Origin of the sequence: Pseudomonas sp. 102515 (assembly GCF_031085165.1) — a bacterium.
Taxonomy (GTDB): domain Bacteria; phylum Pseudomonadota; class Gammaproteobacteria; order Pseudomonadales; family Pseudomonadaceae; genus Chryseomonas.
Genome location: NZ_JAVHTY010000002.1, coordinates 30,862 through 44,662 on the forward strand (window position 1 = coordinate 30,862; position 13,801 = coordinate 44,662).

At 65.4% G+C, this 13,801-nt stretch carries 15 protein-coding genes and 1 tRNA gene; 9 read left to right on the forward strand and 7 right to left on the reverse strand.

Annotated elements, in window-relative coordinates; all coding sequences use genetic code 11:
• Nucleotides 1–67: 67 nt before the first annotated feature.
• The 3 genes from RCF34_RS07145 to RCF34_RS07155 all read right to left on the reverse strand — a co-directional run bounded on the left by RCF34_RS07145 (nucleotide 68) and on the right by RCF34_RS07155 (nucleotide 2,434).
• Nucleotides 68–430 carry a hypothetical protein gene (locus RCF34_RS07145; protein WP_308707560.1) on the reverse strand — a complete coding sequence of 121 codons (363 nt, stop codon included), beginning with the start codon at nucleotides 428–430 and terminating at the stop codon, nucleotides 68–70.
• 4 nt (nucleotides 431–434) lie between these two features.
• Nucleotides 435–863, reverse strand: coding sequence for a DNA polymerase III subunit chi (locus tag RCF34_RS07150; protein ID WP_308707561.1), 429 nt, complete (start codon nucleotides 861–863; stop codon nucleotides 435–437).
• A 71-nt stretch (nucleotides 864–934) separates the two neighbouring features.
• The gene (locus RCF34_RS07155) at nucleotides 935–2,434 is read right to left on the reverse strand and encodes a leucyl aminopeptidase (RefSeq protein ID WP_308707562.1); all 1,500 of its coding nucleotides are present in this window, start codon (nucleotides 2,432–2,434) and stop codon (nucleotides 935–937) included.
• Nucleotides 2,435–2,605: 171 nt separating this feature from the next.
• On the opposite strand from RCF34_RS07155, the gene lptF reads away from it, so the two are divergent.
• Together lptF and lptG are read left to right on the forward strand one after the other, a co-directional pair.
• Nucleotides 2,606–3,718 (forward strand): LPS export ABC transporter permease LptF, encoded by a 1,113-nt coding sequence (gene lptF / locus RCF34_RS07160; protein WP_133863131.1) that lies wholly within the window; start codon nucleotides 2,606–2,608, stop codon nucleotides 3,716–3,718.
• Nucleotides 3,715–4,776, forward strand: coding sequence for an LPS export ABC transporter permease LptG (gene lptG, locus RCF34_RS07165; RefSeq protein ID WP_308707563.1), 1,062 nt, complete (start codon nucleotides 3,715–3,717; stop codon nucleotides 4,774–4,776). The genes lptF and lptG overlap by 4 nt, the downstream gene beginning before the upstream one ends.
• Nucleotides 4,777–4,798: 22 nt before the next feature.
• Here the strand turns inward: lptG and RCF34_RS07170 are convergent, their stop codons facing one another.
• Nucleotides 4,799–5,119: a hypothetical protein gene (locus tag RCF34_RS07170; RefSeq protein ID WP_308707564.1), complete on the reverse strand. Its 321-nt coding sequence runs from the start codon at nucleotides 5,117–5,119 to the stop codon at nucleotides 4,799–4,801.
• Nucleotides 5,120–5,219: 100 nt separating this feature from the next.
• The gene (locus RCF34_RS07175; protein WP_308707565.1) at nucleotides 5,220–5,687 is read right to left on the reverse strand and encodes a hypothetical protein; all 468 of its coding nucleotides are present in this window, start codon (nucleotides 5,685–5,687) and stop codon (nucleotides 5,220–5,222) included.
• A 20-nt stretch (nucleotides 5,688–5,707) separates the two neighbouring features.
• Between RCF34_RS07175 and RCF34_RS07180 the strand changes: the two genes are divergently transcribed.
• Nucleotides 5,708–6,049, forward strand: coding sequence for a DHCW motif cupin fold protein (locus RCF34_RS07180; RefSeq protein ID WP_308708247.1), 342 nt, complete (start codon nucleotides 5,708–5,710; stop codon nucleotides 6,047–6,049).
• A 107-nt stretch (nucleotides 6,050–6,156) separates the two neighbouring features.
• On the opposite strand, the gene RCF34_RS07185 is transcribed toward RCF34_RS07180, so the two are convergent.
• Nucleotides 6,157–6,241, reverse strand: a tRNA-Leu gene (locus RCF34_RS07185).
• Nucleotides 6,242–6,347: 106 nt separating this feature from the next.
• Between RCF34_RS07185 and queA the strand changes: the two genes are divergently transcribed.
• The 6 genes from queA (at nucleotide 6,348) to RCF34_RS07215 (ending at nucleotide 12,448) form a co-directional block, all read left to right on the forward strand.
• Nucleotides 6,348–7,391 carry a tRNA preQ1(34) S-adenosylmethionine ribosyltransferase-isomerase QueA gene (gene queA / locus RCF34_RS07190; protein ID WP_308707566.1) on the forward strand — a complete coding sequence of 348 codons (1,044 nt, stop codon included), beginning with the start codon at nucleotides 6,348–6,350 and terminating at the stop codon, nucleotides 7,389–7,391.
• Nucleotides 7,392–7,401: 10 nt separating this feature from the next.
• Complete coding sequence (gene tgt / locus RCF34_RS07195; protein ID WP_308708248.1) at nucleotides 7,402–8,520, forward strand: tRNA guanosine(34) transglycosylase Tgt; 1,119 nt, start codon at nucleotides 7,402–7,404, stop codon at nucleotides 8,518–8,520.
• A gap of 147 nt (nucleotides 8,521–8,667) precedes the next feature.
• Complete coding sequence (gene yajC, locus RCF34_RS07200) at nucleotides 8,668–9,012, forward strand: preprotein translocase subunit YajC (protein WP_007162951.1); 345 nt, start codon at nucleotides 8,668–8,670, stop codon at nucleotides 9,010–9,012.
• A gap of 64 nt (nucleotides 9,013–9,076) precedes the next feature.
• Entirely contained in the window at nucleotides 9,077–10,945 is a 1,869-nt protein-coding gene (gene secD, locus RCF34_RS07205; RefSeq protein ID WP_308707567.1) for a protein translocase subunit SecD, read from the forward strand.
• 10 nt (nucleotides 10,946–10,955) lie between these two features.
• Entirely contained in the window at nucleotides 10,956–11,861 is a 906-nt protein-coding gene (gene secF, locus RCF34_RS07210; RefSeq protein ID WP_308707568.1) for a protein translocase subunit SecF, read from the forward strand.
• Between the two features lie 59 nt (nucleotides 11,862–11,920).
• A complete protein-coding gene (locus tag RCF34_RS07215) occupies nucleotides 11,921–12,448 on the forward strand; it encodes a glycine zipper 2TM domain-containing protein (protein WP_308707569.1) in 528 nt (175 codons plus the stop codon).
• A gap of 149 nt (nucleotides 12,449–12,597) precedes the next feature.
• Here the strand turns inward: RCF34_RS07215 and RCF34_RS07220 are convergent, their stop codons facing one another.
• Nucleotides 12,598–13,638 (reverse strand): acyltransferase, encoded by a 1,041-nt coding sequence (locus RCF34_RS07220; protein ID WP_308707571.1) that lies wholly within the window; start codon nucleotides 13,636–13,638, stop codon nucleotides 12,598–12,600.
• Nucleotides 13,639–13,801: the final 163 nt, after the last annotated feature.

Sequence of the window (13,801 nt, forward strand, 5' to 3'; positions counted from 1 at the left end):
GAAGAGGAAAGCCTCCGAGTATAGCGACTCCGGCCCGCCGACGGCAGGGCGCCTTGGCGCCCCGCCCTCAGGGACGCTGCAGCAGTTCTTCCAGGCGCTGCTGGAGACGGCGCTGCAATTCGGCTTCCAGGCGCGGCAACTGCTCGTCGAGCAGCTCCTGGAGGATGGCCGGTGCCTCCTGGCGCAGGCGCACCTGGGCCAGGTCTTCGTGCGGCGCGCTGGGCGTCACCTCTTCGATGGCGTCCGGCACGATCTGGTCGAGCAGCGGCGGGATGGCCTTGAGGCGCTCGGCACTGGGCGCGATGACGTCGGAGAGGATGGGGATGCCATCGACGCTGCTCGGATGGACCGCATTGCGGCTCTTGTCGAGCACTTGGCGGATGGCTTCGAGGTCTTGCAGGACGTGCGCGGGAGGCTTGGTGCTGGTCATGAAATCAGACACGTGACAGCTGATGGTCCTGTAGAGCATAGCCAAGCTTGCGGTAGAAGCGAAAACCTTCGCGCATCGCCTGGCGCACGTCGGGGGCTTCGACGACCACCTCGGCGATGCGGGCGAAACCCGCATGGCAGGGCGGCGGGGCCAGGCTGAGGTTGACCAGCAGCTCGCCTTTCTGCTCGGCGGGCGTGATCAGGCCCAGCACCACTGGGCTGTCGCTGGCGTTCTCCGCCAGATCGTGGGGAACGAAGCTGTCGGGGCGGAACGCCCACAGCTGCTCGTCCAGGCGCTGGCGCTGCTCGGCGTCGGCGCAGTGCACATAGACCGGGATGCCCTGCTTCCAGGCCTTGTCCACCAGCCGGCAGGCAAAGGCCAGCCGCGCCGCGGGGTCGGTGGAAGGCAGGACATAGAAGTCGACACGGGTCATGGAGGATCACGAGGAAGGGGAGGGGAACGGCAAGGCCGCGACGTGAGGGCGTCGCGGCCTTGGGCAGAGGCTTAGGCCTCGGCGGTGCGGTCGAGTAGATACTGCACCAGCAGCGGGACGGGACGACCGGTGGCGGCCTTGTCCTTGCCGCCGCTGATCCAGGCGGTGCCGGCCACGTCCAGGTGCACCCAGGGATAGGCCTTGGCGTAGCGCGCCAGGAAGCAGCCGGCGGTGATGGTGCCGGCCTTGGGGCCGCCGATGTTGGCCATGTCGGCGAAGGGGCTGTCCAGCTGCTCCTGGTACTCGTCGTGCAGCGGCAGTTGCCAGACGCGGTCGTCGGCGCGATCGCCGGCCTGCTTGACCTGGTCGATCAGGGCATCGTCGTTGCCCATCAGGCCCGAGACCAGCGAACCCAGGGCGGTGATGCAGGCGCCGGTGAGGGTGGCGATGTCGATCACCGCCTTGGGCTGGAAGCGCTCGGCGTAGGTGAGGGTATCGCACAGCACCAGGCGGCCTTCGGCGTCGGTGTTGAGGATCTCGATGGTCTGGCCGCTCATGCTGGTGACGATGTCGCCCGGGCGGGTGGCGGTGCCGCTGGGCATGTTCTCGGCCAGGGCCAGCAGGCCCACCACGTTGATCGCCGGCTTGAGCTCCATGAGGGCGCGGAAGGTGCCCAGGACGCTGGCGGCGCCGCACATGTCGTACTTCATCTCGTCCATGCCGGCGCTCGGCTTGATGCTGATGCCGCCGGTGTCGAAGGTGATGCCCTTGCCGACCAGGGTGTAGGGCTGGGCATTCTTGGACCCGCCCTTGTACTGCAGCACCACCAGGCGCGGCGGCTGGGCGCTGCCCTGGGCCACGGCGAGGAAGGAGCCCATGCCCAATTCGCGCATCTTCTTCTCGTCGAGGACCTCGACGGAGAGACCGGCGTCCTTGAACTGCTTGCCCAGCGCCTTGGCCTGGTCGGCCACGTAGACCGGGTTACAGACGTTCGGCGGCAGGTTGCCGAAGTCCTTGGCGTAGGCGGTGCCGTGGGTGATCGCCAGGGCATGGGCCAGGGCACGCTCGGCCTCCGGCTGGGAGGCCTTGGTGGTGACCAGGGTCAGCTTCTTCAGCGGCCGCGGCTCGGCCTTCTTGCTCTTGAAACGATCGAAGACGTAGTCGCCATCGGCCAGGGTCTCGGCCAGCAGGCGCAGGCGGGCATAGCCGTCGCGATTCTTGACCGGCACATCGCCGAGAGCGATGGCGGCGTCGCTGCCGCCCAGGCTCTTGAGCACGCCCAGGGCGCCGCTGGCCAGCTTGCGGTACTGGCGGTCGGACAGCCCTTCGCTGGCGCCGCTGCCCACCAGCAGCACGCGCTCGGCCTTGAGGCCGGGCAGATTGGTCAGCAGCAGGGTCTGGCCGGCCTTGCCGGCGATGTCGCCGCGCTTGACCGCCGCGCTCAGGGCGCCGGAGGTGGCGGCATCCACGGCGCTGGCCGCTGCGTCGAGCGCGCCGCCTTCACCGACGGCCACGACCAGCGTGGCGGTTTTCAGGGTTTCCGGACGAGCGTTTTTGACGACGAATTCCATTAGGAGAAGCTCCCCAAGACAAACACATGAGTTCGCAGGATATAATGCGGGGCTTTCGCCAGGGCCTTTCCCGGCGATCGGCCTTCAACGGGTGGGCCTTGCAACGCAAGCCATGCAGCCGAGCTAGTGTGAGCGTTCGCGCCAGAGCCTGACAACCCTGGAGAATCCTGTTTGATCGTCTTCCGCTATCTGTCTCGAGAAGTTCTCACCACCCTCGGTGCGGTCAGTGCCGTGCTGCTGGTGATCATCATGAGCGGCCGCTTCATCAAGTACCTGGCCCAGGCGGCCCAGGGCCTGCTGGATCCGGGTGTGCTCCTGCTCATCATGGCCTACCGCATCCCCGGTTTCCTGCAGCTGATCCTGCCGCTGGGGCTCTTTCTCGGCTTCCTGCTGGCCTATGGCCGGCTGTACCTGGACAGCGAGATGACCGTGCTCACCGCCACCGGCCTGAGTCCGCGCCGCCTGCTGGCCTACAGCATGGCCCCGGCCGCGCTGGTGGCCCTGGTGGTCGCCTGGCTGAGCCTGTCGCTGGCGCCCCTGGGTGTGCAGAAGGTCACCACCATCCTCAACCAGCAGGATGCCATGACCGAGTTCGACACCCTCGAGCCGGGCCGCTTCCAGTCGCTGCGGGACAACTCGCGGGTCACCTACACCGAGCGCCTGTCGGCGGATCGCAGCCAGCTGGGCGGGGTCTTCATTTCCGAGCGCAACACCTCCACCGCCGGCGGCAAGGACCGTGGCGTGGGCGTGCTGGTGGCCGATACCGGGCGGCAGGAAATCCACCCGGACGGCAGTCGCTATCTGATCCTGCAGAACGGCTTCCGCTACGACGGCGTGCCGGGCCAGGCCGACTACCGCGCGGTGCAGTACGACACCTATGGCGTGCTCTTGCCCAAGCCCGCGGTCAGCGAGGACATCAGCGAGCGTGACGCCGTCACCACTGGCGAACTCATGCGCAGCAACGAGCTGCAGTATCGCGGCGAACTGCAATGGCGGCTGTCGCTGCCGATCCTGGTGTTCATCGTGACCCTCATCGCCGTGCCCCTGGCCAAGGTTAATCCGCGCCAGGGCCGCTTCCTCAAGCTGCTGCCGGCGATCCTGCTGTACATGGCCTATCTGTCGCTGCTGATCGCCGCCCGCGGCGCCCTGGACAAGGGCCGCCTGCCGCCGGCCATCGGCCTGTGGGGCGTGCACCTGCTGTTCCTGGTGCTCGGCCTGCTGCTGGCCTTCTGGGAGCCGCTCAAGGCGCGTCTGCGCGGTCACAAGCCGGAGGTAGCGGCATGAACAAGCTCGACTGGTACATAGGGCGCACCGTCTTCGTCAGCATCCTCGCGGTGCTGGGCGTGATCGTCGGTCTGGCCCTGCTGTTCGCCTTCATCGACCAGCTCGGCGACTTCGACGACAACTACGGCGTCGCCGAGGCGCTCAAGTTCGTCCTGTTGACCTCGCCGCGGCGCGCCTACGAGATGCTGCCCATGGCCGCGCTCATCGGCTGCCTGATCGGCCTGGGCACCCTGGCCAGCAGCAGCGAGTTGATCGTGATGCGCGCCGCCGGCGTTTCCCTGGGGCGCATCGTATGGGCGGTGATGAAGCCGATGTTCGTGCTGCTCATCGCCGGCATCCTGGTCGGCGAGTACGTGGCGCCCTGGTCGGAAAACCTGGCGCAGAGCGGCCGCGCCCTGGCGCAGAGCGCCGGCAAGGCGCAGAGCTCGCGGCATGGCCTCTGGCATCGTCAGGGTCACGAGTACACCCACGTCAACGCGGTGCAGCCCAATGGCCTGCTGCTGGGCGTGACGCGCTACGAATTCGACGACAATCGCCACCTGCTGCAATCCAGCTTCGCCCAGCGCGGCACCTATCGCGGCGATCACTGGGAGCTGGAAAACGTCAGCATCACCGACTTCGGCAATCGCCAGACCAGCATCCGTCAGGAGCCCAGGGTGATCTGGAACGTCGAGCTGACGCCGCAGGTGCTCGACACCGTGATCATGGAGCCGGATGCGCTGTCGATTTCCGGGCTGTGGTGGTACATCCACTACCTGGCCGATCAGGGGCTGAGCAACAAGAGCTACTGGCTGGCATTCTGGTCGAAGATCTTCCAGCCGCTGGTGACCGCCGCCCTGGTGCTGATGGCGATCTCCTTCATCTTCGGCCCGCTGCGCTCGGTGACCCTGGGTCAGCGGATCTTCACCGGCGTGATCATCGGCTTCGCCCTGCGGATCTTCCAGGATCTGCTGGGGCCATCCAGCCTGGTGTTCGGCTTCTCGCCGCTGCTGGCCGTGCTGGCACCGGCGCTGCTCTGCGCCGTGGCCGGGATACTGTTGCTGCGACGGGCCGGCTAGGGCCGCCCGTCGGCGCCGCTCGCTAGGCGGCGCCCTTGCTCGCTGCCGGCTGCGGCTGCAACCAGCCGGCGTGCGCTTCGCAGAAGTTCAGGATCCGCTGCACACGGCGGATCTGATCCCGGTGGCGGCATTCGCCCACCACGGTACGCACCAGCAGATCGACGTTCTGCATGTGGATCAGGCGCAGATCCGTACTCATGTCGGGGCAGGTTTCCATCTCGTCCATGCGCGTCTCGCAACGCGAGAGCAGCCGCTCGATGAAGGCCGGGGAGAAGCGGGCGGGGGGCTGGGCTGTTTCCAGGTCCTTGACCGCGACCTGGGAGAGGGGGGAGAGCGTTTCCATGCGCAAGATCTCGCGTCCGTATCGATGTCTTACTATTGCATGCTTTGCCCCTGCGTTTCAGCTGCCGGTGGTCAGCTGGCTATCCGGTCGTCTCGGAGGCTCAGCGCGGATGTCCGGGCGCTTCCGTCGCCACGTCGAGCAGCGCTGACCGCGCCTCAAGATAAGACTGCTTCTGCTGCAAGTCGGCCGGGCGATCGATGGTGAGCCCGGCCAGATAGCTCTGCCAGGCGGCCAGATAGGCTTTCTGCGCATTGCGCAGCAGTCGATCCTGGCCGGCGGGTAATTGGCCCGCGGCATGCGTCTCTTCGTCAGCGGCCTGGATCTGGCAGCGGCTCAGGCGCCGGCGAAAGTCCGCCAGGCGCCCCTGCTCGCCCGCCAGGCGGGCGTTGTTGCCATGCAGTACCAGCAACTCGCAGCCATAGAGGGCGCTGTGTAACCGGGCCTGCAGGGTCCAGCTGGGCGAGCGACTCAGGTCGATACCTGCACCGGCCGGCTGGGCCGGTTGCTGCACGGCGCAGCCTTGCAGTCCGAGCAGCAGGACGATCAGCAGCGGTGCGGTTCGCCTCATACCTAGCCTTCGATAAGCAAATCGAGAATGCCAGCCTACCGGTAGCGTTCCCATTCGGAATCACTGATTGGTCGAAAATCGAACCTGTAGTCCATGCGGGAATGACCGGCTCGGCTCTTTGGCGGACCTGCCAGTTTGGGGCAATACGAGTCCGCATGGTCGAGTACAGTGAGGGTTACCTTGCCGATCACTGGTGTGGCAAGGGACACATCCTACTTTGCCTGGATGGTCGACTGGATACCGAGCTGGTCGATGGTCGCGTCTTCACCTTGACCGCCGGCATGAGCTATCAGGTGGCCGACAATGCAGAGGCTCACAGATCCTCTACCGCGACTGGCGCCAGATTATTCATCGTGGATTGAGGCTCGTATCGAGGCCGCGACCAGGCGCACCAGGCACAAAAAAACCGCCTCAAGGGGCGGTTTCTTCGGCTTCCAGGCAACACAGGGAATGACTGGAAAGTACAGCTTGGTGCCCCGGGGGAGACTCGAACTCCCACTCCTTTCGGAAACGGATTTTGAATCCGCCGCGTCTACCGGTTCCGCCACCGGGGCAATGGCGGCGGAGTATAGGGATGCACGCAGGCCCGGTCAATCCAAAGTGCGTTGGTGAAAAAGGCCGCTTCCGGTAAGCTGTGCGGCCTTTCGAGATCTACCTGCCATGCACGTCGCCGACTTCCATTTCGACCTCCCCGAATCCCTCATCGCCCGTCATCCGCTGGCCGAGCGCCGCGGCAGTCGATTGCTGGTGCTCGACGGCCCCAGCGGTGAGCTGAGCCATCGCCACTTCGCCGATCTGCTGGGCTATCTGCAGCCGGGCGACCTGATGGTGTTCAACGACACCCGGGTGATTCCGGCGCGGCTGTTCGGCCAGAAGGCCAGTGGCGGCAAGCTGGAGATCCTGGTGGAGCGGGTGCTGGACGAAGAGCGGGTGCTGGCCCATGTGCGGTCCAGCAAGTCGCCCAAGCCGGGCAGCCGCATCCTCATCGACGGCGGTGCCGAGGCCGAGATGGTGGCGCGCCACGAGGCGCTGTTCGAATTGAAATTCGCGGAGCCGGTGCTGCCGCTGCTGGAGCGGGTCGGTCACATGCCGCTGCCGCCCTATATCGACCGGCCCGACGAAGCCGAGGATCGCGAGCGCTACCAGACCGTCTATGCGCGCAATGCCGGCGCCGTGGCCGCGCCCACCGCCGGGCTGCACTTCGACGAGCCGCTGCTGGACGCCATCCGCGCCAAGGGCGTGGCGACCGCCTTCGTCACCCTGCACGTCGGTGCCGGCACCTTCCAGCCGGTGCGGGTCGAGCGCATCGAGGATCACCACATGCACCGCGAGTGGCTGCAGGTCGACCAGGCCGTGGTGAACGCCGTGGCCACCTGCCGCGCCCGGGGTGGTCGGGTGATCGCCGTCGGCACCACCAGCGTGCGTTCGCTGGAAAGCGCCGCCCGTGACGGTGAGCTCAAGGCCTTCGCCGGGGAGACGGACATCTTTCTCTATCCCGGTCGGCCCTTCCACGTGGTCGATGCGCTGGTGACCAACTTCCACCTGCCCGAGTCGACCCTGCTGATGCTGGTGTCGGCCTTCGCCGGTTACCGCGAGACCATGGCCGCCTATGCGACGGCCGTGGCCGAGGGCTATCGCTTCTTCAGTTATGGCGACGCCATGTTCATCACCCGCAATCCCGGGGCCCAGGGCCCGGAGAGCTGATATGAGTTTCATGAATTTCGAACTGCTGGCCACCGAGGGCAAGGCCCGTCGCGGTCGCCTGACCTTTCCCCGCGGCGTGGTCGAGACCCCGGCCTTCATGCCGGTCGGTACCTACGGCACGGTCAAGGGCATGCTGCCCGACAGCGTCGCCGACATCGGTGCCCAGATCATCCTCGGCAACACCTTCCACCTCTGGCTGCGCCCGGGGACCGAGGTGATCCAGCGCCACGGCGACCTACACGACTTCATGCAATGGCAGGGGCCGATCCTCACCGATTCCGGCGGCTTCCAGGTGTTCAGCCTGGGCGCGCTGCGCAAGATCAAGGAAGAGGGCGTCTACTTCGCCTCGCCGGTGGACGGCGCCAAGGTCTTCATGGGCCCCGAGGAGTCCATGGCGGTGCAACGTGCCCTGGGCTCGGACATCGTAATGATCTTCGACGAGTGCACGCCTTATCCGGCGGACTTCGACACCGCGCGTCGCTCCATGGAGCTGTCGCTGCGCTGGGCCAAGCGCTCCCGCGAGGCCCATGGCGACAACCCTTCGGCGCTGTTCGGCATCGTCCAGGGCGGCATGCACGAAGAGCTGCGCCTGAGGTCCCTGGAGGGGCTGGAAGGCATCGGCTTCGACGGCTACGCCATCGGCGGCCTGTCGGTGGGCGAACCCAAGGAAGAGATGATCCGGGTGCTGGACTTCCTGCCACCGCACCTGCCGGCGGACAAGCCGCGCTACCTGATGGGCGTGGGCAAGCCGGAAGACCTGGTGGAAGGCGTGCGCCGTGGCGTCGACATGTTCGACTGCGTGATGCCCACCCGCAACGCCCGCAACGGCCATCTGTTCATTGACACCGGCGTGCTCAAGCTGCGCAACGCCGTACACCGTCACGACGAGACGGCGCTGGATCCCACCTGCGACTGTTACACCTGCAAACATTTCTCCCGGGCCTATCTGCACCATCTGGATAAATGCGGGGAAATGCTGGGGAGTATGCTGAATACGATCCACAACCTGCGGTATTACCAGCGCGTGATGGCCGGTTTGCGCCAGGCTATCCAAGAGGGTAAATTGGCCGACTTTGTGGACGCCTTCTATGCTCGGCGCGGCCTGCCTACGCCGCCGCTCGACCGCTGAAAGCCCCTGTCCGATCGTTCAGGCGAAACGGCGCTCGCGCGTCCTTCGCCGGGTGCGTGAGCGGGGTCCCGAGGCGGTCGAACCGGCGGCGAGCGACCCCCGGCATCTCTTCTTTTTCCGTCATCCAACTCTGCAAGGAGTAGTGCAATGAGTTTTCTGATTTCCACGGCCCAGGCCCAGGAAGCTGCCGCGCCGGCCGCCAACGCCGCACCGGGGGGTGAATACATTCAGTTCATCTTCCTGATCGGCTTCGTGGTGATCTTCTATTTCCTGATCTGGCGTCCCCAGGCCAAGCGCACCAAGGATCACAAGAACCTGATCGGCGGCTTGCAGAAGGGTGACGAAGTGGTGACCACCGGTGGTATCGCCGGCCGTATCAACAAGGTCACCGACGAGTTCGTGGTACTGGAAGTGTCCGACAACGTCGAACTCAAGTTCCAGAAGGGCGCCATCGCCGCGACCCTGCCGAAGGGCACCCTGAAGGCCCTCTGAGCCTTCCTCACTCTAGCTAACACCGGGGCGCGCAAGGCGCCCCGCCTTTATCTCGGGCGGTGTCATGCTCAACAAATATCCCCTCTGGAAGTACCTGCTGATCCTGGCCGTACTGGTCGTGGGCGCCATCTATTCGGTTCCTAATCTGTACCCCGACGATCCGGCCCTGCAGATCAGCGCTTCCAGCACCGAACGCGCGGTGACCCCTGCCGATGTGCAGCGGGTGAACGCGGCTCTGGCGCAGGCGCAACTCGCCGTGAAATCCAGCGACGTCAACGAGAGCGGCAGCCGGGTGCTGATCCGCCTGGCGCGCGCCGACGATCAGCTGCCGGCCCAGGAAGTGGTCCGCCGCACCCTCGGCGACGACTTCGTGGTGGCGCTGAACCTGGCGCCCACCACGCCGCAGTGGCTGCGCAAGCTGGGCGCCAGCCCCATGAAGCTCGGCCTGGACCTGTCCGGCGGTGTGCACTTCCTGCTGGCGGTTGACATGGACAAGGCCGTCGATGCGCGCCTGAAGGTCTATGACAACGAGGTCAAGACCCTGCTGCGTCGCGAGAAGGTGCGCTATCGCAGCATGCCCGACCAGAACGGTGCCCTGCAGCTCGGCTTCACCGACGCCGCCGACCTGCAGCAGGCGCAGAGCCTGATCCGCAAGAACTACACCGATTTCGAGCTGACCACCGATACCCGTGGCGACCTGCAGGTGCTGCGTCTGCAGCTGACCGAGGCCAAGCTGCGCGAGATCCGCAACTATGCCGTCACCCAGAACCTGACCACGGTGCGCAACCGGGTCAACGAACTGGGCGTGGCCGAGCCGCTGGTGCAGCGCCAGGGCGCCGACCGCATCGTGGTCGAGCTGCCGGGCGTGCAGGATACCGCCGAAGCCAAGCGCATCCTCGGCAAGACCGCCAACCTGGAATTCCGCCTGGCCGCCACCGCGGACACCCCGCGCGCCTCCACCGAGAGCTTCGAATTCCGCGAGCCCGGTCGTCCGGCGGTACCGCTGGAACGTAACGTCATCATCACCGGTGACCAGGTCACCGACGCCTCGGCCAGCTTCGACGAGAACGGCCGGCCCCAGGTCAACATCCGCCTGGATGGCCACGGCGGCGACCTGATCAACCGCGCTACCCGCAGCAACGTCGGCCGCAGCATGGCCGTGGTGTTCATCGAGCAGCGTCCGGTCACCCGCTACACCACCCAGACCGTGGACGGGGTGCAGAAGGAAGTGGCGGTGCCCGGCTTCGAGGAAGAGCGGCGCATCATCAGCCTGGCGACCATTCAGTCGGCCCTGGGCAACAGCTTCCGCATCACCGGCCTGAACGGTTCGGGCGAGGCCTCGGAACTGGCGTTGCTGCTGCGTGCCGGTGGTCTGGCCGCGCCTATGTACTTCGCCGAAGAACGCACCCTTGGCCCGAGCCTGGGCGCCGACAACATCGAGAAGGGCATCGATGCCTCGCTGTGGGGCATGGTCTTCGTCTCGCTGTTCCTGATCGCCATCTACCGCTTCTTCGGTCTGCTGGCGACCATCGCCCTGGGCTTCAACATGGTGCTGCTGATGGCCTTGATGTCGATCCTGCATGCCACCCTGACCTTGCCGGGTATCGCCGGTATCGTCCTGACCATGGGCCAGGCGGTGGACGCCAACGTGCTGATCTTCTCGCGGATCCGCGAAGAGATCGCCAACGGCATGCCGATCCAGCGCGCCATCCACGAAGGCTTCAGTCGTGCCTTCACGGCGATCCTGGACTCCAACCTGACGACCCTGCTGGTGGGCGCCATCCTGTTCGCCATGGGCACCGGGCCGGTCAAGGGCTTCGCCGTGACCATGTCGCTGGGTATCTTCACCTCCCTGTTCACCGCCATCTTCGTGACCCGTGCCATGGTCAACCTGATTTATGGCGGCCGGAACGTCAAGAAGCTGTGGATTTGAGGACGCGCCGATGAAAAAGACCATCAACTTCATGGGCGTACGCAATATCGCGTTCGCCGTTACCGCGCTCCTGACCGTTCTGGCGCTGTTCAGCTGGTTCTACAAGGGGCTGAACTTCGGCCTGGATTTCACCGGCGGTACCCTGATCGAGCTGCGCTACGAGCAGCCGGCCGATCTCGGCAAGATCCGTCAGCAACTGCAGGGCGCCGGCTTCGGAGAGGCGGTGGTGCAGAGTTTCGGCGCCACCACCGACGTGCTGGTACGGATGCCGGGTGACAACCCTCAGCTGGGCCAGCAGGTGACCGGCGCGCTGCAGCAGGCGAGCACCGAGCGCTTCTCCCTGACCCGTACCGAGTTCGTCGGTCCGCAGGTGGGCGAGGAACTGCGTGACCAGGGTGGCCTGGGCATGCTGCTGGCCCTGGGCAGCGTCCTGGTCTACGTGGCCTTCCGCTTCCAGTGGAAGTTCGCCGTGGGCGCCATCCTTTCGCTGGTGCACGACGTGGTGGTGACCCTGGGCCTGCTGTCGTTCTTCCAGATCACCTTCGATCTGACGGTGCTGGCGGCGGTCCTGGCGATCATCGGCTACTCGCTCAACGACACCATCGTGGTGTTCGACCGGGTGCGGGAGAACTTCCGGGTGTTGCGCAAGGCCAGTCTGATCGAGAACATCAACGTCTCGACCACCCAGACCCTGCTGCGCACCCTGGCGACCTCGATCTCGACCCTGCTGGCCGTGGCGGCGCTGCTGTTCTTTGGCGGCGACAACCTGTTCGGCTTCTCGCTGGCGCTGTTCATCGGCGTGCTGGCCGGGACCTACTCGTCGATCTATATCGCCAACGTGGTGCTGATCTGGCTGGACCTGAAGAGCGAGGATCTGATTCCCCCGCAAGCCAAGGAACTCGACGAGCGTCCCTGATGTCCCAGGCATGGCAAAGGGCCATGTGCCCGCTATGACAGAGTAGTCAGGAGGTTGTAGTGAACAAGTCGATGCTCGTAGGTACGGTTCTGGGAGTCGTCGTCGCCACCGCAGGTGGCGCCGTGGCGTACAGTTTCGTCGACCGCGGGCCTCAGTACGCCGAGGTCGTCGCCGTCCAGCCGGTCAAGGAAACGGTCAAGACCCCGCGCGAAGTCTGCAAGGAGGTCGCGGTAACTCATCGTCGACCTGTTCAGGACCAACACCAGATCGCCGGGACCGCCGTAGGCGCGGTCGTCGGCGGTCTGCTGGGCAACCAGGTCGGCAACGGCAGCGGCAAGACCCTGGCGACCATCGCCGGTGCCGTGGGCGGTGGTTACGCCGGCAACAAGGGTCAGGAATACATGCAGAGCCGCGACACCTACACCACCACTCAGACCCGCTGCAGCACGGTCACCGACAGCAAAGACCAGGTGGTCGGCTATGACGTCAAGTACCTGCTGGATGGCAAGATCGGCCAGGTTCGCATGGACCACGAGCCGGGCAAGCAACTGGAAGTGAAGAACGGCCAGGTGCTGGCCAGCCAGTGATCCACGTCAAGGGTTGAGGCCTCAAGGCCCAGCCGACAAAAAGCCCGCTACCAGGTGACTGGTAGCGGGCTTTTTTATGGGCCTGCTGTGGTGCCGAGAGGCTCTTTTGATCTGACCGGGGCGCGGGGCACCCTGGCCGGACCCATCACTCAGACGGCGGGACGGGGGGTTTCAGCCTTGGGCCGAAGCCACCGCCGGGCGGAGATCCACGCCGGCGCCTCGAACAGACCGTTGATGCCGCGGGCTTCCAGCAGCTTGGCGATGGCCACTGGCACCAGGATGCCGAAGGCACAGCCCGCGACGATGTGCAGCAGGCCGTCGTTGATGTGCAGGCCCTTGCTCAGCACGATGCGGGCACCGCTGCCGCTCAGCACGTGCATCACATAGATGGGCATGGACAGCGCCCCCAGGGTCAGCACCCACTGCAGCGGCCGCTGCGCCAGCACCATGCAGGTGGCGCTGACGAAGACGATGCCGTTCAGCGCCAGAACCAGGGTGGCCAGGCCGCGATCGGTGTAGACCAGGCCCAGCAGGCCGTGGAACCAGTACTCCAGCACCACGAACAGCAGGCCCGAGCCCAGCATCACCCGGCTGGCCTGTTCCTCGATGGCCTGCTTGAAGTTGTTGAACCAGACGCCGAAGGCGAAGAACACGAAGTTCTGCGCGGTAAAGGTAAAGAAGAAGTCTTCCGGGCCGGCGTTCTGGAACAGATAGACCAGGGCGCCAAAGGCGAACACGGCGAAGAAGGCCAGCGGCTTGGCCCAGCGATAGGCGAGCATGGCCAAGCAGAACACCAGGAACAGGGCATAGAGGAACCAGAATTGCTGGCGTGGCTCCCAGACCGTCAGGACTTCGCTGAAGCTGACGCCGCCATTGGTGTAGCGCGACATCAGCGCCTCCACCGAGCCCTGCAGCAGCGACCAGACCAGGAAGGGATAGACGATGGTATCGATCTTGTTCACCAGCAGGCCGCCGGTGCCGCGCTTGACGAAGGAGTTGTAGAAGAACAGGCCGGACAGGAAGAAGAACAGCGGCATGTGGAAGCTGTAGATGACGCTGTCCACCAGGCCGTGGAAGTCGGCGTCCTGGAGAATGCCGGCGTTGAGCAGGCCGCGGACGACATGGCCATAGACGACCAGCACGATGCCAATGGCCTTGGCATAGTCGACCCAGAGATTGCGAGTGTTCATTGAATGATCCTTTTCAAAAGAGAACCTGTGCCGCTAAAGCCAAGCGCTGGGGGCAAACGAAAGCATGGACGCTGCGGCGCCAAGGCGCGCATCGCGACAGGTTCGGTCATGGTAGGACTCCCGAAGGAACGACGTCCGTAAGTAGCCGGTTACAGGAAGGGGC

Coding starts and splice junctions, on each gene's coding strand:
- RCF34_RS07145 (WP_308707560.1), bottom strand. CDS start 430: ATGACCAGCACCAAGCCTCCCGCGCACGTCCTGCAAGACCTCGAAGCC.
- RCF34_RS07150 (WP_308707561.1), bottom strand. CDS start 863: ATGACCCGTGTCGACTTCTATGTCCTGCCTTCCACCGACCCCGCGGCG.
- RCF34_RS07155 (WP_308707562.1), bottom strand. CDS start 2,434: ATGGAATTCGTCGTCAAAAACGCTCGTCCGGAAACCCTGAAAACCGCC.
- lptG (WP_308707563.1), top strand. CDS start 3,715: ATGAACAAGCTCGACTGGTACATAGGGCGCACCGTCTTCGTCAGCATC.
- RCF34_RS07170 (WP_308707564.1), bottom strand. CDS start 5,119: ATGGAAACGCTCTCCCCCCTCTCCCAGGTCGCGGTCAAGGACCTGGAA.
- RCF34_RS07175 (WP_308707565.1), bottom strand. CDS start 5,687: ATGAGGCGAACCGCACCGCTGCTGATCGTCCTGCTGCTCGGACTGCAA.
- queA (WP_308707566.1), top strand. CDS start 6,348: ATGCACGTCGCCGACTTCCATTTCGACCTCCCCGAATCCCTCATCGCC.
- tgt (WP_308708248.1), top strand. CDS start 7,402: ATGAATTTCGAACTGCTGGCCACCGAGGGCAAGGCCCGTCGCGGTCGC.
- yajC (WP_007162951.1), top strand. CDS start 8,668: ATGAGTTTTCTGATTTCCACGGCCCAGGCCCAGGAAGCTGCCGCGCCG.
- secD (WP_308707567.1), top strand. CDS start 9,077: ATGCTCAACAAATATCCCCTCTGGAAGTACCTGCTGATCCTGGCCGTA.
- secF (WP_308707568.1), top strand. CDS start 10,956: ATGAAAAAGACCATCAACTTCATGGGCGTACGCAATATCGCGTTCGCC.
- RCF34_RS07220 (WP_308707571.1), bottom strand. CDS start 13,638: ATGAACACTCGCAATCTCTGGGTCGACTATGCCAAGGCCATTGGCATC.